Consider the following 22,984-nt stretch of genomic DNA (forward strand, 5'->3'; position numbering starts at 1 on the left):
GCGCAGCGCGGAGAGCGGCGGAGCCGCAAAACGTTGACTTCGTGGCCCGGAGCGAAGCGCAGGGACACGAAGTCACGAGCGAGGGGCCACTTTTTGCGGAGGAGCGTCAGCGGGGGAGCAAAAAGTGCTGCCTCGCGAGCCGGCGCTGAAGGCGCCCAAAAAACAGCGACCCGCAGGTCGCTTCTCCGTCCACCTCGGTGAGGTGGAACGAAGGCCGGGGGACGATCCCGGCGACCTGCGGGTCGGGTGTCTGCCTGGTGTTGCCGGCCGCCTGCCTGCGTCCGTCGCGGTGCACTCACGACGGGGCCTGCCGAGCCGGAAAACCGGAGTGGCGGCTAGCGGGCAGCCACCTCACGCGTCCGAATGCTATGCAACTTCAGACCACCTCCTCTCCCGTGTGCCAGTGAGGTTAGATCTGCCCCGCAGGCGGGTGCAACGCATTTACGGGGTGCCTGATCCCACATCGAAATCAGGAATAGATGCAGGGCGCATTGGGATTGGATAGCGCGGGTGCCCCTTGCCTCGAAGCGCCTCGCCAAGGCCGTCCTCGCGGACCTGACCCCCCTGCGCGAGTTCCCCGACTTTCGTCGTCTGTGGTTCGGCCACTCGGTCTCCTCGCTGGGGCAGCAGATGACCTCGGTCGCGGTGGCGATCCAGGTGTACGCACTGACCGACTCCAACTTCGCGGTCGGGCTGGTGGGGCTGTGCTCGGTGGTGCCGCTGATCGTGTTCGGGCTGCTCGGCGGCGCGATCGCGGACAGCGTGGATCGCCGCGTGGTCGGCCTGGTGACCGCGGTCGGGCTCGCCGCGGTGTCGATCGTGCTGGCCGTACAGGCGTTCCTCGATCTCGGCCAGGTGGGGCTGTTGTACGCGGCGGTGGCGGTGCAGTCCGCGTTCTTCGCGGTGAACAACCCCGCGCGCACCTCGATGCTCCCCCAGCTGTTGCCCGTCGACCGGCTGCCCGCCGCCAACGCGCTGAACTCGATAGCCATGGCGCTGGCGATGACGGTCGGGCCGATGCTCGGCGGCCTGGTGATCGGCCTGTGGAGCTTCCAGGCCGCGTACCTGATCGACGCGATCGCCTTCACCGCGGCGCTGTACGCGATGTGGCGGCTGCCGTCGATGCCGCCGGCCCGGGCGGCGGGCGGGCCCAGACGGGCCTCCGTGCTGGAGGGGCTGCGCTTCCTGCGGAGCAGGCCCAACATCCGGATGACCTTCCTGACCGACATCGTCGCGATGGTGTTCGGCATGCCCCGCGCGCTGTTCCCGGCGATGGCGGCGACGCTGTACGGCGGCGGGGCCACCACGGTCGGCCTGCTGGTCGCGGCGCCCGCGGTGGGCTCGCTCGCGGGCGGGCTGTTCTCCGGCTGGCTGGGCCGGGTGCAGCGGCAGGGGCGGGCGGTGGTGCTCGCGGTGATCGCGTGGGGGACCTGCGTCGCGGTGTTCGGGCTGGGCGGCCCGCTGTGGCTCGGCCTGATCCTGCTGGCCCTCGCGGGCTGCGCGGACACCATCAGCATGGTTTTCCGCAACACCATCATGCTGGTGGCGACCCCGGACGAGATGCGGGGGCGGCTGGCCGGCGTGTTCATCGTGGTGGTCGCCGGCGGGCCCCGGCTCGGCGACTTCGAGGCCGGGTCGGTGGCCGCGCTGAGCACCGAGCGGATCTCCGTGGTCAGCGGCGGACTGGCCTGCGTGCTCCTGGCGATCGTGTTGTCGTTGCGGTGGCGCGGCTTCTGGCGCTACGACGCCCGCGACCCGCAGCCGTAGTCGACGGGGTCGGCGGACGGCCCGCCGGCCGAACGGGGCTCGACCCGTCCGGCCGACCGGTGGGCAGGGGTCAGGTGCGCGGCGCGATCCACACCTGCTCGGCGTGCGCGGCCACCCGGCCCTCGGCGTCGTAGAGCGTCGTCGCGGTGTACAGCTTGCGGCCGTCCCGGCCCAGTCGGCGGCCGAGCACGACGCAGGGCTCGTTCGGATAGGGCAGTGCGTACACGTACGCGGTCATCCGGCCGAGCAACACGGCGGTGTCCCGGTCCATCCCGGTCCAGCCGCCGGGGCAGTCCAGCGCGGCCCAGACGAACTCGGGGGCGATCTGCTCGGTGCCGGGCGCGACCAGCGAGGCGTGCGGGGTCCATACGCACGCGTTGGTGTCCGGCCGGTCCGCGAGCAGGCCCGGGAACAACCGCAGGCCGTCGCCCTCGGCCCGCCCGGTGCCGCACACGAAGCACTCCGTGTAGGGGTTCCACGCCGCGAACCCGGCGAAGGACCGGCTCGCCTCGCTCGCCTCGGCCGGGGTCACCGGGTCGATCGGCGCGGGCAGCGGCAACTCGGCGTCGACCGGCACCGCCTCGGCGATCGGCCCGTCGTCCTGATGCAGCGTCAGCACACCCGTCCCGGCGTCGCGGGTGAGCGCCAGCGCCCGGTCCAGCGGCACCGCGCGGCGCAGCGTCACGGTCACCCCGGAGGCCGGCCCGCCGCCGGCGCGGCCGGCCAGCAGGCCGGCCAGGTAGCCGCCGTTGCCGATGCCCGGCGGCCCGTTGAACCGCCCAGGGACCACGATCGCGGCCGAGCGCGGGTCGGGCACGCCGACCGCCTCGGCCGACGCCGGGTCGGCTGCCTGTTCGGACGCCTGCGCGGCCTGCCGGTCCGAAGAGTGGGACCGTGCGTTGGGATGCACTGCCGGGTTCACCTCAGATAGAAGATCCGGTCCGCGTGTTCGGCCAGCAACCGCTCGTTCCACGCGGCTCCGCCCTCGACGTTCGCGGACATGAACACCGGGGGTTCGATCCCCCGGGAGACCAGGTGGCCGATCACACCGACCATGAGTGTCTGCAATACCGCCGAACACACCACGCCCGAGGTCGGGCCGATCCGCTGCGGCACGCCGGTCGCCTCCAGCGCGGCGTCGCCCGGCGGGATGGCGGTGTCCAGCACGACGTCGCAATTGTCCAGGACTCGCGTACCCGAGGGGTGCCGGGGGGATTCGGCCTCGCTGGCCACGATCGAGGTGACACCGATCACCAGCGCGCCGCGCTCGCGGGCCCGACGGGCCATCTCCACGGGCAGCCCGTTGCGGCCGGACAGCGAGATCACCACGAGCACGTCGCCTTTGCGCACCCCCGCGCCGTCCAGCACCGGGCCGGCCAACTCGGCGAGCTTCTCCACCGCGGTGCTGACCGTGATCGGGCGCACCGAGAGTTCGTTGCCGGGGGCGATCAGCGGGTTGGCCAGGATCAGGCCGCCCGCACGGTAGATCACGTCCTGGGCGGCGAGCGCGGAGTGGCCGCCGCCGAACACGAACAACCGGCCGCCGTCCGCCAGCGCCTGGGCGACCCGGTCCGCGGCCCGGTCCACGGTGGGCAGTTCTTCGTCGCGCAGCCGTTCCAGCAGTGCGATCGCCGCGTCGAGGTAGCGCGCACCCAGCTCGACCATTGCCCGGTCCTCCCGTTTCTTCGGTGCGTGCGGAGCTTCGTATACGGATCCGCCGTGCGTACGCGGATCCGGCACCTTACCGCCGGATCGCCTCGTAGCGGTCGAGTGCGACGCGTCTTTCCTCGGCGTGCTCGACGATCGGGTCGGGGTAGCCCGGAACGCCGATCTTCCACGGCTCGTGCACCGCCCGGCCCGCGATGGCGCGCAGCTCGGGCACGTAGCGCCGGACGTAGTCCCCGTCGGGGTCGAACCTGCGTCCCTGGGTGATCGGATTGAAGATCCGAAACCACGGCGACGCGTCGGTGCCGCAGCCCGCGGTCCACTGCCAGCCGTGACTGTTGGCGGCCGGGTCGCCGTCCACCAGGTGCCGCATGAAGTGCGCCGCGCCGCGCGTCCACTCCTGGTGCAGGTCCTTGACCAGGAAGGACGCGACGACCATTCGGACCCGGTTGTGCATCCAGCCCTCGGCGAGCAACTGCCGCATCCCGGCGTCCACGAACGGGAAGCCGGTCCGCCCCGCGCGCCATGCGTCGAAGTGCGCGTCGGCGTCCGGTCCGGTGTCGTATCGCATGTCCGCCATGTCGCGGTTCAGATACTCCCGGGCGGTCTCCGGGTGATGCCACAACACGTCGCCGTAGAACTCGCGCCAGGCCAGTTCGGCGCGGAAGGTCTCGTCGACGCGGCCGGTCAGCAGTGTGCGTGGATGGATCTCGCCGAATTTCAGGTGCACCGACAACCGCGAGGTGCCGGCCAGGTCGGCCCGGTCGCGCAGCTCGCGATAACGAGCCAGGCCGTGCGCGCGGAAGGCGTCCCACCTCGCGCGGGCGACCCGCTCGCCCGCCTCGGGCAGCGCCACCCCCGCGGGCGCCGGCGCGGCGGGCGGCTCGACCGAGTCGGCGTCCGCCCAGGCCAGGTCGGTCGGGCGCGGCAGCGGGTCGGGCCGGCCGTGCTCGAGCCAGGCGCGCAGAAACGGGGTGAACACCCGGTACGGCGTTCCGTCGGCCTTGCGCACCCGCCCCGGAGCCACCGCGTACGGCGAGCCGGTGGCCCGGAACGGCACGTCCAGCGCCGCCGCCACGGCCGCGTCGCGGGTGCGCCCGTAGGGCCCGAAGTCGGCCGAGACGTGCACCTCCTCGGCGCCGACCTCGCGCACCAGCGCGGGCACTTCGCGAACCGGGTCGCCCATGCGGAGCACCAGCCGCCCGCCGAGTTCGCGCAGATCCGCGTCCAGGGCGCGCAGCGAGTCGACCAGGTGGGCCCGGCGCGCGGGCCCGGAGGCGTCCCACAACACCGGGTCGAACACGAAGACCGGCAACACCCGGGCGGGCTCGCCGGTGCCGGTACCGGGAAAACCGGTGCCGGCCGCGGCGTGCAGCGCCGGGTGATCGCTCAGTCGCAGATCCCGCCGGAACCACAACACGTGTACACGATCGAGGGATCCCGATGTACCCGAGACCTTTCGGGATGGCATTGGCATACCGGAACGTTATGACCGTAAGCACTCGACAACGCGGGCCCACACGGGCAGGGCACACGTACGGATGACGCGGCGGCACGTGTCGGACGGCGCGGGCGGGGCCAGCCGAGCGGACCCGAGCGGCCGGACGTCCGCATCGGCGGTCCGGGTGCGTCAGAATTGGACGGCAGGACCACCCAAGAACGGAGCCGCTGGTCGTGAGTGGACTCATCGACACCACGGAGATGTACCTCCGGACGATTTTCGAGCTGGAGGAGGAGGGCGTGGTCCCGCTGCGGGCGCGGATCGCGGAACGGCTCGAGCAGAGCGGGCCGACCGTGAGCCAGACCGTGGCACGAATGGAGCGGGACGGGTTGTTGACGGTCGAGGGCGACCGTCATCTGGAACTGACGCCCGAGGGGCGGGGAATCGCGACGCGGGTCATGCGCAAGCACCGGCTCGCCGAGTGCCTGCTCGTGGACGTCATCGGATTGCCCTGGGAGCAGGTGCACGCCGAGGCGTGCCGTTGGGAGCACGTGATCAGTGAGCAGGTGGAACGCCGCCTGCTCGAACTGCTGCGCTACCCCAAGGAATCGCCGTACGGCAACCCGATCCCGGGCCTGGAGGAGCTGGACCAGGAACTGCACGCCGACTCCTTCAAGGAAGGCGGACTGGTCACGCTGCTCGAGTCGGCGGGGCCGGACGGCAAGAACGTCGTGGTGCGGCGGCTCGGCGAGCCGTTGCAGACCGACGCCCAGCTCATGTACACGTTGCGCCGGGCCGGGATTCGTCCCGGGGCGGTCGTGAGTGTGCACGAATCCGCGGGTGGCGTGATGGCGGGCAGCGGCGGCGAAGCCGCGGAGTTGTCGCCGGAGGTCGCGTCGCACGTGTTCGTGGCCGCGCGCTAGTTGCGCGGGGCGCGCGGGCTTTGGGCCCTCGGTACCGAGATGGTTCGGTTTCGAGGGCCCTTTCGTCGTGTCCGGGTTCTTTCGGCCCCACCCGCTACCCGTGCCGGTGGAACGGCTGCGGGATCACGACGGCGGGGCGGCCCGACGGGGCGGCCCGGTCGTCACGACGGTGCTCGTCACCTGGCCTCGGCCATGGACCGGCCGCAGGCGTAGGCGATCGGGCTGACCAGTTCGCGGGCCTCGGGGAGCCAGCGGTTGAGTTCGGTGGGTTCGCGGGCCCACGAGGCGCTGCCGGAGCCGCTCATCCGGGACGGCGGCGCCACCACCCAGTCGCCCTCGCCCTTGGGGATCAGGTCGATCGTGCCGGCGGCCCAGCCGATCCGGCGCAACATCTCGCCCATCTTGTCCCGGGCACCGGGCAATACGAGGAACTGCAGGCGTCGGGTCGGCGTCGCGATCACCGGCCCCAGGGGCAGGCCCATCCGCTCCAGCCGGGCCAGCGCGAGGCAACCGGCCTGCTCCGGGACGTCGATCACGTCGAAGCCGCGGCCGGTGGGCAGCAGGATCGCCGCGTCCGGATGCTCGCCCCACCAGCGCCGGATCAACGCCGGCGAGCCGGCCGCCTGGATCGCCCAGTCGCGCAGGATCGGGTGTGCGCCGGGGGTGGCGCACCCGCGATGGGCGCAGCTACAACGACGTCCCACGCTGTTCTCGACCACCGAGGCACCGGGAACCACATCCCAGTGCCGATCCTCGGCGTAGCGGACTGCGGTCTCTACAAGCGTGTCGCGGGCGAGTTGCCGGGCCCCCAGGGTGTCTTCCACGTGCTGCACAACTGCACCGCCCCGCGATGGTTACGGCCGGCCGGCCCCCCGCTCGCGGCCACCCGCGCGGCGCGTCCCCGACCGCGCCGGGCGGCGCGCCCCCGCCCGCGCCCCGGGCAGGCGAAACCGGGTGATCAGGGGTGATGGGATCATCGGTCGCCATCCGGCGCAAGGGGGGCGCATGGGTGCAGAGCCGGGGGCGCAATCAAGGGTGCCCTATCCGCTGCGCTATACGGGTCACTACGCTCCGTACGCGGATCACATTTCGTATGACTGCCGGGCAACATCGGCAATTCCGGCCGACTCGGGCCTCGGCACGTGGACGACGTCCGCTGGACACACATCACGGACTCAGCAGGCATCCGGACGCGGACCCGACGGGAGCACACGATCCCCGTCGCGCCGATCCCGCATGTCGACAGCCCGCACCAACGGTCGGGGAGGGAACGCCGATGGCCGCGCGAACGCAGGCGACGAGGCAGCCCAACGAGAGGCTGACGGCACTGATTCAGGAGGCCGGCTGCTCCAATGCCGGGCTCGCCCGCCGGGTCAACATGTGCGGGGCCGAGCACGGCATGGATCTGCGCTACGACAAGACCTCGGTGGCCCGATGGCTGCGCGGTCAACAGCCGCGCGGCGCGGTGCCGAACCTGATCGCCGAGGCGATAGGCCGCAAGCTCGGCCGGCCGGTCACCGTCGAGGAGATCGGCATGGCGGACGGTCGCTCACTGGCGACCAACGTCGGTCTCCAGTTCGCCGCGACCCCGGCGGCCACCGTCGAGGTGGTCACCGAGTTGTGGCGCAGCGACGTCAACCGACGGGACTTCCTGCTCAACTCCTCGGTCGCCGTCGCCGCGCTGGTGGCCCCCAGCCGGGACTGGCTGATCACCGAACCGGACGCGCAGGTGGCCCGGATCGGCGGGCCGCGGGTGGGCGTCTCCGACATCGAGGCGGTCTGCGCGACCACGGAGATGTTGTCCGCGCTGGACCACCGGTTCGGCGCCGGGCACATCCGCCCGGTCGTGGTGCACTACCTGGGCAGCGTGGTCAGCCAACTGCTCAACGGGACCTATTCCGACGAGACGGGCCGCGCGCTGTTCGCCGCGGTGGCCCGACTCACCGAGCTGGCCGGGTACATGGCCGTGGACACCGGCCAGCCGGGTCTCGCCCAGCGCTACTACATCCAGGCCCTGCGGCTGACCCAGGCGGCGGGCGACCGGGCCTACGGCGGCTACGTGCTGGCCGCCGGAATGAGCCACCTCGCGGGCAGCCTGGGCAACCCGCGCGAGATCACCCAACTCGCCCGCGCCGCACAGGAGGGCGCCAAGCACGAGGCCACGCCGACCACCCAGGCGATGTTCCACGCCGCCGAGGCACGCGGGCACGCGCTGCTCGGCGACGGGCGCGCGTGCGAGGCGTCGCTGTCCCGGGCCCAGTCCGCGATGGACGTCGCGGTCCCGGACGAGGATCCGTCCTGGATAGGGCATTTCTCCCAGGCGTATCTCGCCGACGAGTTCGCGCACTGCTACCGCGACCTGGACCGGCCCCGACAGGCCGAGGCGGCGGCCCGCGCGGCCCTGGACGGACACGCGGACACACGGGTGCGCCGGCGTGCGGTCGACACCCTCCTGCTCGCCACCGCACACCTGCAGCAGAACCGGCTCGACGAGGCGTGCGCGGTCGGCTCCGAGGCGCTGGACCTGGTGGGCCGGCTGCACTCGGCGCGCGGCATGGAGTACCTCAAGGACTTCCAGCGTCGGCTGGAGCCGTACCGGGACGAGCACCTGGTCCGCGAATTCGCCGAAGCCGTGCACGCGGTGCCGGTCTAGGCGCTGTCCACCGGGGCCCGGACCCACTCCGGCGGCGTAGGTCCGACAAGATCCGCCGGAGCGGGCCCGGGCCCCGCTCGGGCCGCCGACCTGCGGCGCGGCCCATGCCGCGACCCCGGGCCGACGGCCCGGCGGCGCCGATGCGAGGAGCGCCGCTGTTCGTCGCTCGAACGTCTGAGTTACCGTCGGGCGGACGGATTACCGGCCGCCGGACGATCCGGACGGTCGTGCGACCGCCGGGAGCGACGGCCACGGGCGACGAACGGGTGGATGGCATGGGATCGGCTGGATCGGGCGGACGGGGCCCCAATGGCGAGCAGCCGGGGCCCTCGCCCTTCGGCCCGCTCGAACTCCCGCGCGACGAGACCGAGGTGCTGCCGAGGTTCGAGGACTACGCGGACCAGGGACCCCCGCAGGACTACGGAACACCCCGACAACATTCCGGGCAGCAGCAATATCCGGCGCAGCAACAGCCCTACGGCGCACCGCAGCCGCCCCACGACCCGCGCACGCCGTACCCGCCGACCGGACCGGTCGATCCGTCCGGCGCGACCCGGCTCGGCCCGTTGCCCGCGTTCGCGCCGCCCGCCGGGCCGGGACAGATGCCGCCGCGCCCCGCGCACGCGCCGCCGGGTGCCGCCGCGCCGATGGGCGCCCCGCCGGTCGGGCCGGACCTGTTCCGACCGAGCCCCACCCCCGCCGCCGGACCGGCCGACGCCACCCAGGTGTTCCCGGCCGGTCTGTTCCGGGACGATGTCGGCGCGTCGCCGGCCGGACCGGGGTCGACGGGCGCGCCGGGACAGCCGATGCCCGCCGCCTACTCGACGCAGCCCGCGCCGCCCGGCCACTCGGCGCCGCCCGCCGGGTATGCCGCGCCGCAGCCCTACTCCCCGCACTACGCGCCCCCGGCCGGCCCGCCGCACGGCCCGGGCCCCGGCGACCACGCCGACCCCGGCCCGGCCGGCCGCCCCCGGACCCCGCTGATAGCCGCCGGGGTCGGCGCGCTCGTGGTGGTCGCCGCGATCGGCGTGTTCGCCAGCGGCGCGTTCGGCGACGACGACAAGAGCGACAGCGCCGACAAGGGCGCCGCCACCACCGCGTCCGCCACGCCGCAGGACTCCGGCGCCGCCGCCCCGCCCAAGACCAGCGCACCGCCCGCCAAGAGCGACGACGGCTCCGCCGCCCAGGCGACCGCCGTCGACCGACTGCTCCAGGACGGCGCCGGCTCCCGACAGACGGTGTCCCGCGCCGTACAGCAGATCCAAAAGTGCGAGGACCCCGCGGCCGGCGCGCAAGCGCTGACCGAGGCCGCGAAACAACGCGACCAGCAGATCGCCGGCCTGGCCAAACTGTCCACCGACAAGCTCGGCGGCGGCGCCGAACTGGTCGCCGGACTGCGCGACGCGTGGAGCGCCTCCGCCGAGTCGGACCGCGAACTCGCGGCCTGGGGCGACGAGATGGCGCACGGCGGCTGCCGGGACCACCGCGCCGAGTACACCGACCACAAGCGCGCCGCCGACCGGGCGGGCGGCCGGGCCACCACCGCCAAGAACAAGGTGGTCGGACTCTGGAACCCGATCGCCTCCGCCAACAACCTCAAGAAGCGCAGCGCCGGCGACTTCTGACCCGCGTGCGACCACCGCCGGACCGTCCCCGGGCCACCGATGCGCCGACCCGACCCGGGAGCTAACTCCCGCGTGACCGTCCGGCAACAGCGCCGTAACACACGTCGGCGAGTCTCACCCCATGGAGACAGGCACGGGGGCCGAACCGCTGATCGGGTTCACCATCGGCGTCACCGCGGCCCGCCGCCGCGAGGAACTCGTCGCGCTGCTCCGGGATCTGGGCGCCAAGGTGGTCGACGCGCCGACCGTGCGGATCGTGTCGCCGGCCGACGACCCGATCCTGCGCCGGGCCACCGACCGTGCCCTGGAACGCCGACTCGACTACGTGGTGGCCACCACCGGGGTGGGCTGGCGCGCCTGGTTCGCCGCCGCCGAGGGCTGGGGGCGCGCCGCCCGGCTGACCGCCGCGTGCCGGGCCGCCGTACTGGTCTGCCGCGGCCCCAAGGCCGCCACCGCGGTGCGCGCGGCCGGCCTGCGGGAGGTGTACGCGCCCGGTTCCGACACCGGCGACGAGGTGCTGGCCTGGCTGCTCGCGCGCGACCTGCGCGGGCGGCGGATCGCGATCCAGGAACACGGCGCGCCGTCGGAGGGCTTCGCCGACGCGCTGCGCGGGCGCGGCGCCGACGTGCTGGAGATCCCGGTCTACCGCTGGGGTCCACCGGAAGACCCGGGCGCGGTCCGCCGACTGGTCGAGCAGACCGTGCGCCGCGAACTGCACGCGCTGACCTTCACCAGCGCGCCCGCGATCGGCGCGTTCCTGGAGACCGCCGAGGAACACGGCCGGGCGGGCGAGGTGTTGACCGCGCTGCGCGCCGACGTACTGCCGGTGTGCATCGGGCCGGTGTGCGCCCGGCCGCTGGCCGAGCAGGGCGTCGAGTCGGTGTGGCCCGAGCGTGGCCGGCTCGGGTCGCTGGTGCGCACGATCGCCGAGGCACTGCCCGCCCGGGCCCGCCGCGAACTGCACACCGGCGGCCGGCGCCTGATGCTCCAGGGCAACGCGCTGCTGGTGGACGGTCGGACCATCTGGCTGCCGCCGGTGCCGGGCGCGGTGTTGCGCGCGCTCGCCGAGAAGCCGGGCTGGGTGCTCAGCCGGGCCGAACTGCTGCGTCGGGTGTGGGCCGACACGCACACCGACGAACACGCCGTGGAGGCGGCGGTGGCCCGACTGCGCACGGCGCTGGGCCCGTACGCCGGCCTGGTCCGCACCGTCACCAAACGCGGCTACCGACTGGCCGTGGACCCCTGAGTCGATGGCCGAGGCCGGGCGCGCAAAGCGGTATATTTCCAGCGCCCGCCACCCCCCGCCTGGTAGGAGCCGAGGGCCAACCCGCACCATGGCTGGGTGACAGGGGGTGAACACGAACCTTGATACGCATACGGAAGCGCACACGACTGTCGGTGGTCGTGCTGTTCGCCACGACCATCGCCGGTGTCGCCGCGTGTTCCGGATCCTCGGACACCGGCCGGATCGCCGACACGGTGACCAGCGCCGGGCCGAGTGCGGCGCGATTGTCCTCGACGGGCTCCAAGCCGATCACGGCGGACCGCCCGAGCGGCAGCGTGCCGCCGGTGGTCCCGCCCGCCGCCGCCGGTGACACCGCCGAATCGGGTGCCTACGGGAGCGAGCTGCTGACCCACCTGCGGACCACCCCGCACGGGGGCCACGTGACCAGGGTCCGAGTGGCCAGCTCGTACAAGGTCTACAAGGTCACGCTCGAAACCGACCTGGTGCGCGGCGACGGCTCGAACGTGCAGGCCGAGGAGATCGTCCGGGACCGGGCGGGCAAGCTGCTCACCGAGACCGCGCAGTGGGCCGAGGACCACCCGGCGCTGTGGGTCGGCGGGGTGGAGATCCTCGACTCGGACCGCGACGCGATCGACTTCCGACTCGGCGCCGAGCGGGACGACCGCAAGGCGGCCGCGGACGACTACGGCGCGGCGATGCTGGCCGCGCTGCACACCGCCCCGGAGGGGACCCGGCTGCAGCAGGTGCGGCTCACCCTGGACCACAAGGGCAAGTACGAGATCGCGATCGACACCGACCTGTCCTCGCACCTGCCGGGGGACTACACGACGGAGGCCGCGCAGGCGTTCAACACCGCGGCCCGGATCGTGCGCGGGGCGCAGAACTGGATCCGCGACCACCCGGGCTTCGAGGTGGCCGCGCTGCGGGTGTACGACGTCGAACGCGGACTGGTCACGATCAAGGTCGTGGACTGAGCGACCCGCTGTCGAGCAGGTGCGCCGGGTGGACCGCCCGGTTGCCGGGATCGGTCCGGTCTGCGGCATGATCGGTGGGAATTCGCGGTGATCGAAAGCATCCCGCCCGAAACCGATCGGGAACGGAACAGGCTCGGATCGGCGAAACCGAAGCGGAGACAGGGGAGGAGGCGCCACGATGACACGTATGCGCCAGAGCACCGTTCCGTGGTGGCGTTGGCGGGCCCAGGTCCGTTCCGCGCTGCACATGTTCGGCGACCCGACGTTCCAGCGCGAGTCCTGGCTGGCCGGCCGCCCGGAGTACGGCTCGATCACCGATGCCGTCTATCGCCTCGTCGGCGACTCGTGGCTGGACCGCTGGTCCGCGAGCACCTACGTCGGCTGCCTGGTCGTGGACGCGGACGAGGCCGCGCTGGTGGACGCCGCGGTGCTGGAGATCCTCGCCGTCCTGCACGACATCGGCGAGGACGCGCCCGCGCCCGCCTACCTCACCCACCCGCGCTGGCCGCAGGTGGTCGCCGCGTCACGGGCCGCGCACGTCGCACTCGCCGGGACGGACGAGGAGGACCCGGACCTGCCACCCGATTCGCTCGACGTGCTGCGCATCCGCACCGGCGGGCGCTGAGCCCGCGCGGGACGTGGGATCCTGTACGACCGGCGGCTCGGCCCGCTCGACGGCGGCGGATCCACCGCGCGGACGGGCGTCGCAAGGCCGGGTGGCGGAGAACCGAGAGCCGTACCAATGCCGCAGATGGAGAAGAAGGGCGCGTCCATGACCGAGCAGAGCCGGCCTGTCGACGAAACCGGTGCCGGGTCGACCGGCGGCCAGTACGTACTGACGCTGTCCTGCCCGGACAAGCGCGGCATCGTGCACGCGGTCGCCAGCTTCCTGATGATGACCGGCTGCAACATCGTGGACAGCCAGCAGTTCGGCGACCGCGACACCGACCTGTTCTTCATGCGGGTGCACTTCACCGCCGAGCAGGGCGTCGAGCTGGACGCGCTGCGGGCCGGCTTCACCGCGGTCGGCGCGTCCTTCCACATGGACTGGCAGATCCACGACGGGGACGCGCGGATGCGCGTGTTCGTGATGGTCAGCAAGTTCGGCCACTGCCTCAACGACCTGCTCTTCCGCAGCAGCATCGGCGCGCTGCCGATCGAGATCGTGGGTGTGGTGTCCAACCACCGCGACTTCGAGGAGTTGTCCCGCTCGTACGGCGTGCCCTTCCACCACATCCCGGTGACCCGGGACACCAAGGCCGAGGCCGAGGCGCGACTGCTCGCCCTGGTGCGCGAGTACGACGTGGAACTGGTGGTGCTGGCCCGGTACATGCAGGTCCTGTCGAACGACCTGTGCAAGCAGCTCGAAGGCCGTGCGATCAACATCCACCACTCGTTCCTGCCGAGCTTCAAGGGCGCCAAGCCCTACCACCAGGCGCACGCGCGCGGGGTCAAGCTGATCGGCGCGACCGCGCACTACGTCACGGGCGACCTGGACGAGGGCCCGATCATCGAGCAGGAGGTCGAGCGGGTGGACCACGCGGTCACCCCGGCGGGCCTGGTCGCGGTCGGTCGCGACGTCGAGTGCCAGGCGCTCTCGCGAGCGGTCAAGTGGCACTCCGAGCGTCGTGTGCTGCTCAACGGGACCCGCACGGTCGTCTTCACCTGACCCCGGGGTCGTCGCCGGCTCACCGGGCGTTCAGCACGAACGCCACCACGCCGACCAGGGCGGCGGCGGCACCGGCGAGCCGGCCGGCCCGGGTGCCGCGCGGGAACTCGGTGCGCTCCCGGGGGCCGTCGCCGTCGAAGTCGCGGACCACGGGTCGCACCCCGGGTCGATGCCGATCGCGGCCGAACACGACACAGGCTACGGCGGTGATCCACGCGGCTACCCCGACGACGAACATGCCTCGGGAATGTACGCCCGACCCGGTTGGCTGTCACAGCGGCGCGCGAGGTGCGCGCGGGGGCGCCCGCCGGTCGCGCCCCTGCGCTGATCGGGAAAACCCTTTGCGGGGTGGGCGGTTGCCGTGGCTTGATGGGTCTCCAGCCACGACAGGTCCTTCCGTGTGTCCTGTCCTCGTAGGGAGAGGAGCGAGCCGGTGCGGTTCCGTGACAACAGCCGACGCCCCGTCCAGGGTGCCTCGGCCCGCCGCGTGTAACCCCTGCTTCGCTTCCGCTCCGCGGGGCCCGCAGTCGCCAAACCCTGCGGCCCCCGCCACCGGCCGCCCCGTGCCGCACCTGGATTCACCACCCGGAGTGCGCCGGGACGGCCCACCAAGTCTTCGAGCCGATGTGCTCATGTTTCGTCGTACCCACTCAGGAGAGTGACCCAGTCATGTCGTACACCGAGGTCCCGGGCGCCCGGGTACCCATTCGCATGTGGACCGACCCCGCCGCGGTCGAGAGCCAGGCCATGCAGCAGCTCCGCAACATCACCACCCTGCCCTGGCTGCACGGCCTCGCCGTGATGCCCGACGTGCACTTCGGCCGCGGCGCCACGGTCGGCTCGGTAATCGCCATGCGCGACGCCGTCTGCCCGGCGGCGGTGGGCGTGGACATCGGCTGTGGGATGAGCGCGGTCAAGACCACGCTCACCGCGGCCGACCTGCCCGACGACCTGTCCCGGGTGCGGTCCAAGATCGAGCAGGCCATTCCGGTCGGGATGGGCATGCACGGCGAGGCGGTCGACCCGAGCACGCTGTACGGGCTCGGTTCGGCCGGGTGGGCCGAGTTCTGGTCGCGGTTCGACGATGTCGCGGATGCGGTGAAGTTCCGCCGGGATCGGGCGACCAAGCAGATGGGCTCGCTCGGCGGCGGCAACCACTTTGTTGAGCTTTGTGTGGATACATCCGATTCGGTATGGCTCATGCTGCACTCGGGCTCCCGCAACATCGGCAAGGAACTGGCGGACCACCACATGTCGGTGGCCCGGTCGCTGCCGCACAACCAGGGCATCGTCGACCGCGACCTCGCGGTGTTCGTGAGCGGCACCCCGCAGATGGACGCGTACCGCTCCGACCTGTACTGGGCACAGGAGTACGCGGCGAAGAACCGGGCGATCATGATGGCCCTGTTCCAGGAAGTGATCCGGCGCGAGTTCCGCAAGGCCCGGGTGGGCTTCGAGGAGCCGATCAGTTGCCACCACAACTACGTCTCGGAGGAGACCTACGACGGCGTGGATCTGCTGGTGACCCGCAAGGGCGCGATTCGGGCGGGCAGGGGCGACCTCGGCATCATCCCGGGCTCGATGGGCACGCGGTCGTACATCGTCCGGGGTCTGGGCAACGCGGACGCGTTCAACTCCGCCTCGCACGGTGCCGGTCGCAAGATGAGCCGGAACGCCGCCAAGAAGCGGTTCACGGTCGAGGACCTCGCCAAGCAGACCGAGGGCGTGGAGTGCCGCAAGGACTCGGGTGTCGTGGACGAGATCCCGGGCGCCTACAAGAAGATCGAGCAGGTCATGCGCCAGCAGAAGGACCTGGTCGAGGTCGTCGCCGAACTGCGTCAGGTGGTCTGCGTCAAGGGCTGAGGGTCCGGAGCCGGACCGGTCGAAGTCCCGCCCTCCCCGAGCAACTGCTCGTCGGAGGGCGGGACTTCGGCGTTTCCCGGGGTTGTCCCGGCGGTCGGTCAGGAGGGGTGGGAGGTGCGGGGGAGGAGGCGGGTGGCTCGGGTGAGGGTGGCGAGGGCGGCGGTGGCGGCGAGGGTGCGGGCCGTGTTCCAGGCGATCCAGGCGTTTTCGACGTCGTCGCGGAGCTTGGCGGGGTCGGCGATCTTCGCCGGGTCGCCGGCGTCCCGGAGCTTGTTGTTGAGCGGGATGTTGCCGCCGATGGTGATCAGCATGCCGACGAAGGCGAGGGCCACGCCGGCGATGATCCAGCGGTTCGCTTCGGTGTGGCCGAGTTTGCGGGTCTGCACGATCGAGATCACGCCGAGGATCGGGGCGCCGAAGAAGCACGCGAAGAAAACCGGGTTCTCGATGCGCTTGTTGACCTGCTGGAGGACGTCGATGAAGGTGCGGTCGTCGACGTGCCCCAGGCCCGGCATGATCGCGACGGCGAAGCAGAAGTAGACACCGGCGACCAGGCCCGTGGTGAGCAGGGTGGCGCCGAGCAGTACGGCGGCGGTGCGGGTCGGACGTGCGGTTTCGGGTGCGGTGGTGGACTGCTCGGTCATGCCCGGATCCCCGTTTTCGAGTGGTGTGGGTGGTGTCGCGTCGTCAGCGGGTCAGGGCCACGACGAGGCAGGCGGCGGCCGCGATGCCGGAGAGGGCGCGCACGTGGTTCGCTCTGGTCCAGTCGGCGAGGTAGCCGGCCCACAGGCGTTCCTCGGCGGCGGAGTTCGGCTCGACCTCGGCGAGCGCGTTGTTGCGGGGCACGTGGTAGCCGGCGGTGAGCACGATCGCGCCGATCAGGTAGAGCACGGCGCCGACGAGCAGGTACACCGCGTACGCCTCGCCCCACGAGACGACCGCCGCGATGCCCAGCCCCACACAGAGCAGCGCGGTGCCGAACAGGCCGGCCATGAAGGGCGCGGTCACGGCCGTGACGTTGATCGAACGCATGGCCGCGGCCCCCTGAGCCGCCGGCAGCCGGCCGAGGCCCGCCATGACGAAGGAGGAGAAGCCGAAGAAGACTCCGCCCATGGTCGCGCAGCCCAGGGCTGCGACAAGCGTCGAGATGAACAGGGGGCCGCTCATGGTCACACCTTCCAGACGCCGCGGGCGGCGGCGTCGCGTACGTAGTCGGAGAAGTCGCGGGGTGCCCGGCCGAGCGCGCGCCGCACACCGTCGGAGACATGTGCGTTGCGTCCGTCGAGAACCTCGCCGAAGAGGAAGGACAACAGGTCGATGACCTCCGCCGGCACCTGGTGCTCGGCCAGGACCGCCGAGTATGCCTCCAACGGGACCTGCACGAACGTGATTTCCCGGCCGGTTGCCCCGGCTATCTCGGCGACCGCGTCGGCGAAGGTGAGCAACCGCGGCCCGGTCACCTCGTAGACCTGGCCGGTGTGCCCGTCCTGGGTGAGCGCGGCGACCGCGACGTCGGCGATGTCGTCCACGTCGATGAAGGGTTCGCCCACCGCGCCGACCGGAAGTGCGACCTCGCCGCTCAGGATCGGGCCGAGGAAATCGCCCTCGTCGAAGTTCTGTGCGAAGAACGAGGCCCGCACGATGGTCCACTCGGCGCCGGACGCCCGCACCCGGGCCTCGGCGTCCTGTGCCTCGGGCTCGCCGCGCCCGGACAGCAGCACCAGGTGCCGGACACCGCTCTCGACCGCGAGGTCGGCGAACGCGCCGACCGTGTCCGCGCCACCGGGCGCGGCGATGTCGGGCTGGAAGGAGACGTACACGCTGTCGATGCCGCGCAGCGCCGGGGCCCAGGTGGTGCGGTCCGCCCAGTCGAACGGAACGGCCGCCGACCGGGAGCCGAGCCGCACCGGGCGGCCCAGCGCGGTGAGCTTCTCGGCGATCCGGCGGCCGGTCTTCCCGGTCCCGCCGAGGACCAGCGTGGTGGTGTCGGTGGTGTTCGCGAGGTGTTGTTCGTTCGTCGTCATGGCTCTATTCAAGGCCCTGGCGATGAGACTGAACATCGCTGAAACACCCAATTACATGTTCGATCGTCTAGGATTTACACATGGACGCTCTCGCGAGTCTGCTCAACGGGCCCCGGGCGCAAGGCGCCTTCCTGCTCCGCTCGATGTTGAGCCCGCCGTGGTCCATGCGGATCCACGACGAGGCGCCACTGACCATCGTGTCGATGGTGCGCGGCCATGCCTGGATCGCGCTGGACCGGGGTGAGGCGGTACGACTGACCGCCGGCGACGTGGCGATCGTGCGCGGCCCCGACCACTACCGGATCTCCGACGAGCCCGGCTCGCAGCCGCAGATCGTCATCCATCCCGGCCAGCGCTGTTCGACCCCGGACGGCCGCGACCTGGCCAAGGAGATGGCCCTGGGCGTGCGGAGTTGGGGCAACAGCGCGGACGCCGAGACGATCATGTTGACCGGGACGTACCAGATGGCCGGCGAGGTCAGCCGCTCGCTGCTGGAGGCGCTGCCCACGCTCGCGGTGATCCGCCACAGCGAGGGGGATTCCCCGCTGATCCCGTTGCTGGCCGAGGAGATCGTCAAGGACGGCCCCGGCCAGGACGCGGTCCTGGACCGGCTGTTGGACCTGCTGCTGATCGCGATGTTGCGCACCTGGTTCGCCCGGTCGGGGACGGACGCGCCGGGCTGGTACCGCGGTTACCGCGATCCGGTGATCGGGCACGTGCTGAGCCTGATCTACAACAACCCCGAGCAGCCGTGGACGGTCGCGTCGCTGGCCGCCGAGGCGGGGCTCTCCCGGGCGTCGCTGGCCCGCCGGTTCGCCGAGCTGATCGGCGAACCACCGATGACCTTCCTCACCGGCTGGCGCCTCGCGTTGGCTGCGGATCTGCTGTGCGAACCGACCGCCACGGTCGGCGGGATCGCGGAGAAGGTGGGCTACGGCGACGCGTTCGCGCTCAGCACGGCCTTCAAGCGGGTCCGGGGGATCAGCCCGCGCGAACACCGCACCCGCGCGCTGCGCCGCGAGGGTGTGGGCATCGACGGCTCCCGGCACCTGCTCGCGGACCACGACTGACCGACCGGCCGAACGGGTCTGCGGCTACCGGCGGGCCGCCGGGCGGGCCGAACTCGGCCGCGAGCCGGCCCGTGCGGACGAACCGCGGCCCCGGACGGTCGTACCGAAGCTTCAGTAACCTGGACACCCGAACCAAACCCGAAGCCAATCAGCCCAAATTTCAACCCGATCCGAACCGAATCGATCCAAACGGCATCCGCGTGTCATCTCGCATCACGGTCGTCGAGACCGCCCGGCTGGTTCTGACCCGGCCCCACCCCGAGGACGCGGCGGCGGTGTTCGCCGTGCACGGGGACCCGGAGACCAATCGCTACAACCCGCACGGGCCGATGCGGTCGGCCGAGGAGGGGGTGGCGTTCCTGGACTCGATGATCGAGGACTGGGAGCGGGACGGGATCGGCTACTGCGCGGTCGCGCCGCGTGCGGATCCGGCCGGGGTGTTCGGCTTCGCCGGGACCCAGTTGACCCGGCGGCTGCGGCCGGACGGCATACCGGTGTTCAACCTCTACTATCGCTTCGCCCCGATCGCCTGGGGCCGGGGCCTGGCCCGCGAGGCGGTCGACGTCACCCTCGAACTGGCCCGCCGCACGCTCCCGACGATGCCGATCGTCGCGGTGATCGACGCGGCCAACGTGCCGTCCCTGACCCTGGCCCGCCGGGTCGGTTTCCGGGCGAGCGACGCGTTCGTGGACGTGGAGGGCCGCGACGTCTACATGCTGCCGCAGGCCGACGGGCCGGACGGCTCCTAGCTCTCAGCCCGCCGAGCCGGCCGCGGCCCGTTCGGCGAACACCGTGCGGGCCACGGTGATCCCGTTCAACGCGGCGGGGAAACCCGCGTAGCCGACCATCTGGGTGATCGTCTCGACCACCTCGTCCTCGGTGCCGCCGACGTTGAGCAGGCCGTGAATGTGCACCGCGAGCTGCGGCGCGACCGTACCGAGGGCGGTGCACATCGCGACGGTGACGAGTTCGCGGGTCCGCAGGTCCAGGCCGGTGCGCGAGTACACGTCGCCGAACGCGAACTCCAGCAGGTAGCGGCCCAGATCCGGGGCGATGTCGCGGAGCGAGGCGATGACCTGTTCGCCGACGTGGCCGTCGATCTCGGTGAGCGCGGCCAGGCCCCGGCGGTAGCGGTCGGTGGTGGTCTCGCCGGGCACGCAGGCCCGGCTCGGCGTGGCCTCGGTCGCCGCCGGACGGGTCTCGAAGACCTCCCGAGCCGCGGTCAGCCCGTTGAGTGCGGCCGGGAAGCCGGCGTAGACGCAGACCTGGATCAGGGTCTCCACGATCTCGCGCCGAGTGCAGCCGACGTTGAGCGCGCCGGCCAGGTGGAAGCGGAGCTGCGGCGCCGCGTGACCGATCGCGGCCAGGGCCGCGACGTTGGCCAACTGGCGTTCCCGCAGCGTGAGTCCGGGGCGCGAGTAGATGTCCCCGTAGCCGAACTCGACGGTGTATCGGGCCAGGTCCGGGGCGATGTCGGCGAGGCTTTCGAGCACGGCGGGCCGATCGGTGCCGGAGACCTGTCGCAGTACGGCGAGGCCACGCTCGTAGCGGTTGTCCGAAGTGACGGTGTCGGGTGCGCTGTTCATGACCGGAACCCTAAGAGTTGGAGTGAACTCGAAGTCAAGAACGCACATCCGCCCCGCTCGGCGCGAGGATGCCCGAGGCGGAAAGCATCCGTATCGTGTAATCGACCATTTCCCTCGCCAAACGTGACAAGCACCACGATCGGCCAACTCTGTCGGTGGGCGTCGATATCTTGATCGCGTGTCGGAGAACAGGGGGGACCGGGACGCAGGCGATGGCCGCGACCGGACCGATGGACAGTCGGGTGGTTCGTCGGACGGGGCCGAGGCGAACGATCCGTTCGCCTCTTACGTGTTCGACGAGGATTTCGTCAAGGGCGCGACCCGCACGGAAGGATCCGCACGAGCAAGGATGTTGGCTCGCCAGTGGGCGAACGAGCCGCCGCCGGAGCGCCCTTGGCGGTCCGACCCGCCCAGGACGCGCGGTCGACGGCCTGGGCTCAGGACGGTCCTGCTGACCGTCTCGGTGCTCGCCCTGGTGGCCTTCGCCGCCGCTCCGGACCGGGTGTTCGGCTGGTTCAGCGCGTCCAACACGGCCACCGCGGACGACCCGCTGGTGCAACCGCCGATGACCGGGCTCGCCACCTCCGTACCCTCGGTGGCGGCGCAACGGCAGGACGTGGACCCGAACCGGCCCACCCGGAAGAACCCGTTCGCCGGCTCCCCGGCGCTCAACTACGCGGACAACGAGGCGGGCCTGTCGATGCCCCAGGCCAAGGCGGTGCCCGGGTACTCCGCCGCCGAGGTCGCCGAGGCCCTGGACCTGACCCGCCGGCTGCTGATCGCGGGCAACCTGGACCGCGACGTGCTCGCGGGCGCCCGCCCGGCCGGCTTTCTCGCCCTGTTGGATCCCTCCGACGAACTGGTCGCGCGGATCGACAACGCGATCACCGCGACCCGGTGGGATTCGGGTGACAACCCGAAGGCGTGGGTGACCAGGTTCGACCCCAAGGACGTCGAGCCGGTCGGCTCGGTGGTCAAGGTCAACGGGATCGCCGGCTACGACGTCGACGGGGAGGGCATGCTCACCGTGCACGCCGACTTCTCGTTCGTCTACCCGGTGGCCAAGACCGGCAGCGGATCCGGCGCGAGCGTCACCCGTTCCGTGGTTCGCCGGGTGCTGGAGACCAAGGTCTACCGGGCCCCTCGCTACCGCTCCACCCCACGGGGCCGGATCTCCGTGGCGAAGATCGAGAACGACATCGCGAACAGTTCGTGCACCCGCGAAGACGCCTTCATCCGCCCGGAGTTCCCGGAGGACGGAATCCCCGCGGATGCCCCGACCAAGGCCCCGGCAACGATCGATCCGTACGACCGCAGCAAGCCCATCGACAACACGAGCGCGCCCGGCACCTGCCCGTCGGTGTCCCGGATCTGAGCGGTACCGCGCCCCTCGGGGTGCGCCGCTAGAACAACCCCTCCTGTACCGACCCATCCGGCGCCCGGCCCGTCTCCAGGGGCTTGACGGTGACGCCCTGGGTGCGACCCCGAGCCGGGGTCAACTGCCAGCCGGTGAGCAGCCGTAGATCCACGAACAGCGGACCGCTGTCCGTGGTGATCAGCGCGTCGTGGCCCGCGACGCAGGTCAACTCGCCGTGCAGCAGCGCGTCGTGGGCGAGCCCGGCGACCTGATCCCGGGTCGGCGGCGGCGCCTCGGCGAGACCGTAGAACCGGGTCAGGTCCTGGATGTCGCACGGCGCCGGGGTCAGCGTGTCCGGCAGCAGCGGGGTCAACCGCGCGTGTGCGTCGGCGAGTTCGGTCGGCAGGCCGGGCTCGCGGGTACGCCACCAGGCCGCCGCCTTCGCCTTGTGCGGTATGCGCTCCCGGACCGTGCCGGTGGCCGAACACGCCCGCTCGGTGCCGCGGATGGGCACCAGCGGCCCGTGCGCGAGCCAGGTGAACATCGGCGCCCCCTGATCGGCGAGCCGGGCCGCGCGACGCTCGGTGGCGGTCAGCCCGACCTTGACCAGCCCGGGCCCGAACCACGCGAGGTAGAGCGAGAACGGCCGAGGATCATCCATCGCCTGATCCCGCGCGAGCCGCCGCCCGGGATCCGCCAGCGCACACGCCTCACACTGCGACCGCGCGGCCGTCGCCGGCAACTCCGCCCCCGCAGGACACGAAACCCGCCGCCCACCCTTGCGCCGAATCCCGACACACACCCGCGGCCCCACCAACCGCCACCCGGCACTACCCCCCGGCGCAAGCGACTGAAGCGACTCCACGTCCCCCGAATCGCTCAACACCAAATAGGGCCGCCCATCACCCCAACGAACCCCGGTGGCAAGCAACCCACCCCGCTGCGAAGGCACAATCACCCCGCCACGATAAGCGACCCACCCCACCCCACCCCCCACCCCCAGGCGCGTCAGCGCCCCCGACCCAGCCCCACCCCGGTGATCGACGCGCGCAGCGCGGAGAGCGGCGGAGCCGCAAACTTTTGACTTCGTGGCCCGTAGCGAAGCGAAGGGAGATCTGAAT

General features: G+C 71.9%; 22 protein-coding genes. 12 read left to right on the forward strand and 10 right to left on the reverse strand.

What is annotated here, in order from left to right; genetic code table 11:
* Positions 1-510: 510 nt before the first annotated feature.
* Positions 511-1,767 carry an MFS transporter gene (locus ABZ374_RS45925; protein ID WP_360324151.1) on the forward strand — a complete coding sequence of 419 codons (1,257 nt, stop codon included), beginning with the start codon at positions 511-513 and terminating at the stop codon, positions 1,765-1,767.
* Between the two features lie 70 nt (positions 1,768-1,837).
* Here ABZ374_RS45925 and ABZ374_RS45930 read toward each other — a convergent pair whose 3' ends face one another.
* The 3 genes from ABZ374_RS45930 to ABZ374_RS45940 form a co-directional block, all read right to left on the reverse strand.
* The gene (locus tag ABZ374_RS45930; protein ID WP_360324153.1) at positions 1,838-2,677 is read right to left on the reverse strand and encodes a hypothetical protein; all 840 of its coding nucleotides are present in this window, start codon (positions 2,675-2,677) and stop codon (positions 1,838-1,840) included.
* Positions 2,678-2,685: 8 nt separating this feature from the next.
* Entirely contained in the window at positions 2,686-3,432 is a 747-nt protein-coding gene (locus tag ABZ374_RS45935; RefSeq protein WP_360324155.1) for an SIS domain-containing protein, read from the reverse strand.
* A 76-nt stretch (positions 3,433-3,508) separates the two neighbouring features.
* Positions 3,509-4,852, reverse strand: coding sequence for a deoxyribodipyrimidine photo-lyase (locus ABZ374_RS45940; protein WP_360324157.1), 1,344 nt, complete (start codon positions 4,850-4,852; stop codon positions 3,509-3,511).
* A gap of 254 nt (positions 4,853-5,106) precedes the next feature.
* Between ABZ374_RS45940 and ABZ374_RS45945 the strand changes: the two genes are divergently transcribed.
* Positions 5,107-5,796, forward strand: a complete 690-nt coding sequence (locus ABZ374_RS45945) for an iron dependent repressor, metal binding and dimerization domain protein (protein ID WP_360324159.1) — start codon at positions 5,107-5,109, stop codon at positions 5,794-5,796.
* Positions 5,797-5,972: 176 nt separating this feature from the next.
* Here ABZ374_RS45945 and ABZ374_RS45950 read toward each other — a convergent pair whose 3' ends face one another.
* Positions 5,973-6,629 (reverse strand): bifunctional DNA primase/polymerase, encoded by a 657-nt coding sequence (locus tag ABZ374_RS45950; RefSeq protein WP_360324161.1) that lies wholly within the window; start codon positions 6,627-6,629, stop codon positions 5,973-5,975.
* A gap of 443 nt (positions 6,630-7,072) precedes the next feature.
* On the opposite strand from ABZ374_RS45950, the gene ABZ374_RS45955 reads away from it, so the two are divergent.
* From ABZ374_RS45955 to purU, 6 genes are all read left to right on the forward strand, one after another.
* Complete coding sequence (locus ABZ374_RS45955; protein ID WP_360324163.1) at positions 7,073-8,449, forward strand: transcriptional regulator; 1,377 nt, start codon at positions 7,073-7,075, stop codon at positions 8,447-8,449.
* A gap of 275 nt (positions 8,450-8,724) precedes the next feature.
* Positions 8,725-10,074 (forward strand): hypothetical protein, encoded by a 1,350-nt coding sequence (locus tag ABZ374_RS45960; protein WP_360324164.1) that lies wholly within the window; start codon positions 8,725-8,727, stop codon positions 10,072-10,074.
* Positions 10,075-10,195: 121 nt separating this feature from the next.
* The gene (locus tag ABZ374_RS45965; RefSeq protein ID WP_360324165.1) at positions 10,196-11,320 is read left to right on the forward strand and encodes a uroporphyrinogen-III synthase; all 1,125 of its coding nucleotides are present in this window, start codon (positions 10,196-10,198) and stop codon (positions 11,318-11,320) included.
* 158 nt (positions 11,321-11,478) lie between these two features.
* A complete protein-coding gene (locus ABZ374_RS45970) occupies positions 11,479-12,294 on the forward strand; it encodes a hypothetical protein (protein ID WP_360324167.1) in 816 nt (271 codons plus the stop codon).
* A 187-nt stretch (positions 12,295-12,481) separates the two neighbouring features.
* Positions 12,482-12,919 (forward strand): hypothetical protein, encoded by a 438-nt coding sequence (locus tag ABZ374_RS45975; protein ID WP_360324190.1) that lies wholly within the window; start codon positions 12,482-12,484, stop codon positions 12,917-12,919.
* Between the two features lie 147 nt (positions 12,920-13,066).
* Entirely contained in the window at positions 13,067-13,963 is an 897-nt protein-coding gene (gene purU / locus ABZ374_RS45980; RefSeq protein ID WP_360324169.1) for a formyltetrahydrofolate deformylase, read from the forward strand.
* A gap of 19 nt (positions 13,964-13,982) precedes the next feature.
* Here purU and ABZ374_RS45985 read toward each other — a convergent pair whose 3' ends face one another.
* Positions 13,983-14,201 carry a hypothetical protein gene (locus tag ABZ374_RS45985; protein WP_360324170.1) on the reverse strand — a complete coding sequence of 73 codons (219 nt, stop codon included), beginning with the start codon at positions 14,199-14,201 and terminating at the stop codon, positions 13,983-13,985.
* A gap of 431 nt (positions 14,202-14,632) precedes the next feature.
* Here ABZ374_RS45985 and ABZ374_RS45990 point away from each other — a divergent pair, with 431 nt between their 5' ends.
* A complete protein-coding gene (locus tag ABZ374_RS45990; RefSeq protein WP_360324172.1) occupies positions 14,633-15,826 on the forward strand; it encodes an RtcB family protein in 1,194 nt (397 codons plus the stop codon).
* Between the two features lie 98 nt (positions 15,827-15,924).
* Here ABZ374_RS45990 and ABZ374_RS45995 read toward each other — a convergent pair whose 3' ends face one another.
* Genes ABZ374_RS45995 through ABZ374_RS46005 form a run of 3 tightly spaced genes read right to left on the reverse strand, consistent with a single transcriptional unit; the run spans position 15,925 to position 17,850 of the window.
* A complete protein-coding gene (locus ABZ374_RS45995; protein WP_360324174.1) occupies positions 15,925-16,470 on the reverse strand; it encodes an anthrone oxygenase family protein in 546 nt (181 codons plus the stop codon).
* A 43-nt stretch (positions 16,471-16,513) separates the two neighbouring features.
* Positions 16,514-16,993: an anthrone oxygenase family protein gene (locus ABZ374_RS46000; RefSeq protein WP_360324176.1), complete on the reverse strand. Its 480-nt coding sequence runs from the start codon at positions 16,991-16,993 to the stop codon at positions 16,514-16,516.
* 2 nt (positions 16,994-16,995) lie between these two features.
* Positions 16,996-17,850, reverse strand: coding sequence for an NAD(P)H-binding protein (locus tag ABZ374_RS46005; protein ID WP_360324178.1), 855 nt, complete (start codon positions 17,848-17,850; stop codon positions 16,996-16,998).
* An 80-nt stretch (positions 17,851-17,930) separates the two neighbouring features.
* On the opposite strand from ABZ374_RS46005, the gene ABZ374_RS46010 reads away from it, so the two are divergent.
* Both ABZ374_RS46010 and ABZ374_RS46015 read left to right on the forward strand, forming a co-directional pair.
* Positions 17,931-18,920 (forward strand): AraC family transcriptional regulator, encoded by a 990-nt coding sequence (locus ABZ374_RS46010; protein WP_360324180.1) that lies wholly within the window; start codon positions 17,931-17,933, stop codon positions 18,918-18,920.
* A 200-nt stretch (positions 18,921-19,120) separates the two neighbouring features.
* Complete coding sequence (locus tag ABZ374_RS46015; protein WP_360324182.1) at positions 19,121-19,669, forward strand: GNAT family N-acetyltransferase; 549 nt, start codon at positions 19,121-19,123, stop codon at positions 19,667-19,669.
* Between the two features lie 3 nt (positions 19,670-19,672).
* Here the strand turns inward: ABZ374_RS46015 and ABZ374_RS46020 are convergent, their stop codons facing one another.
* Positions 19,673-20,506, reverse strand: coding sequence for a carboxymuconolactone decarboxylase family protein (locus ABZ374_RS46020; RefSeq protein ID WP_360324184.1), 834 nt, complete (start codon positions 20,504-20,506; stop codon positions 19,673-19,675).
* A 349-nt stretch (positions 20,507-20,855) separates the two neighbouring features.
* Here ABZ374_RS46020 and ABZ374_RS46025 point away from each other — a divergent pair, with 349 nt between their 5' ends.
* On the forward strand, positions 20,856-21,881 hold the full coding sequence (locus ABZ374_RS46025; protein WP_360324186.1) for a hypothetical protein: 1,026 nt from the start codon (positions 20,856-20,858) through the stop codon (positions 21,879-21,881).
* Between the two features lie 28 nt (positions 21,882-21,909).
* Here the strand turns inward: ABZ374_RS46025 and ABZ374_RS46030 are convergent, their stop codons facing one another.
* Positions 21,910-22,524 (reverse strand): DUF2797 domain-containing protein, encoded by a 615-nt coding sequence (locus ABZ374_RS46030; protein WP_360324188.1) that lies wholly within the window; start codon positions 22,522-22,524, stop codon positions 21,910-21,912.
* Positions 22,525-22,984: the final 460 nt, after the last annotated feature.

Source organism: Embleya sp. NPDC005971 (genome assembly GCF_040629175.1).
Classification (GTDB): domain Bacteria; phylum Actinomycetota; class Actinomycetes; order Streptomycetales; family Streptomycetaceae; genus Embleya.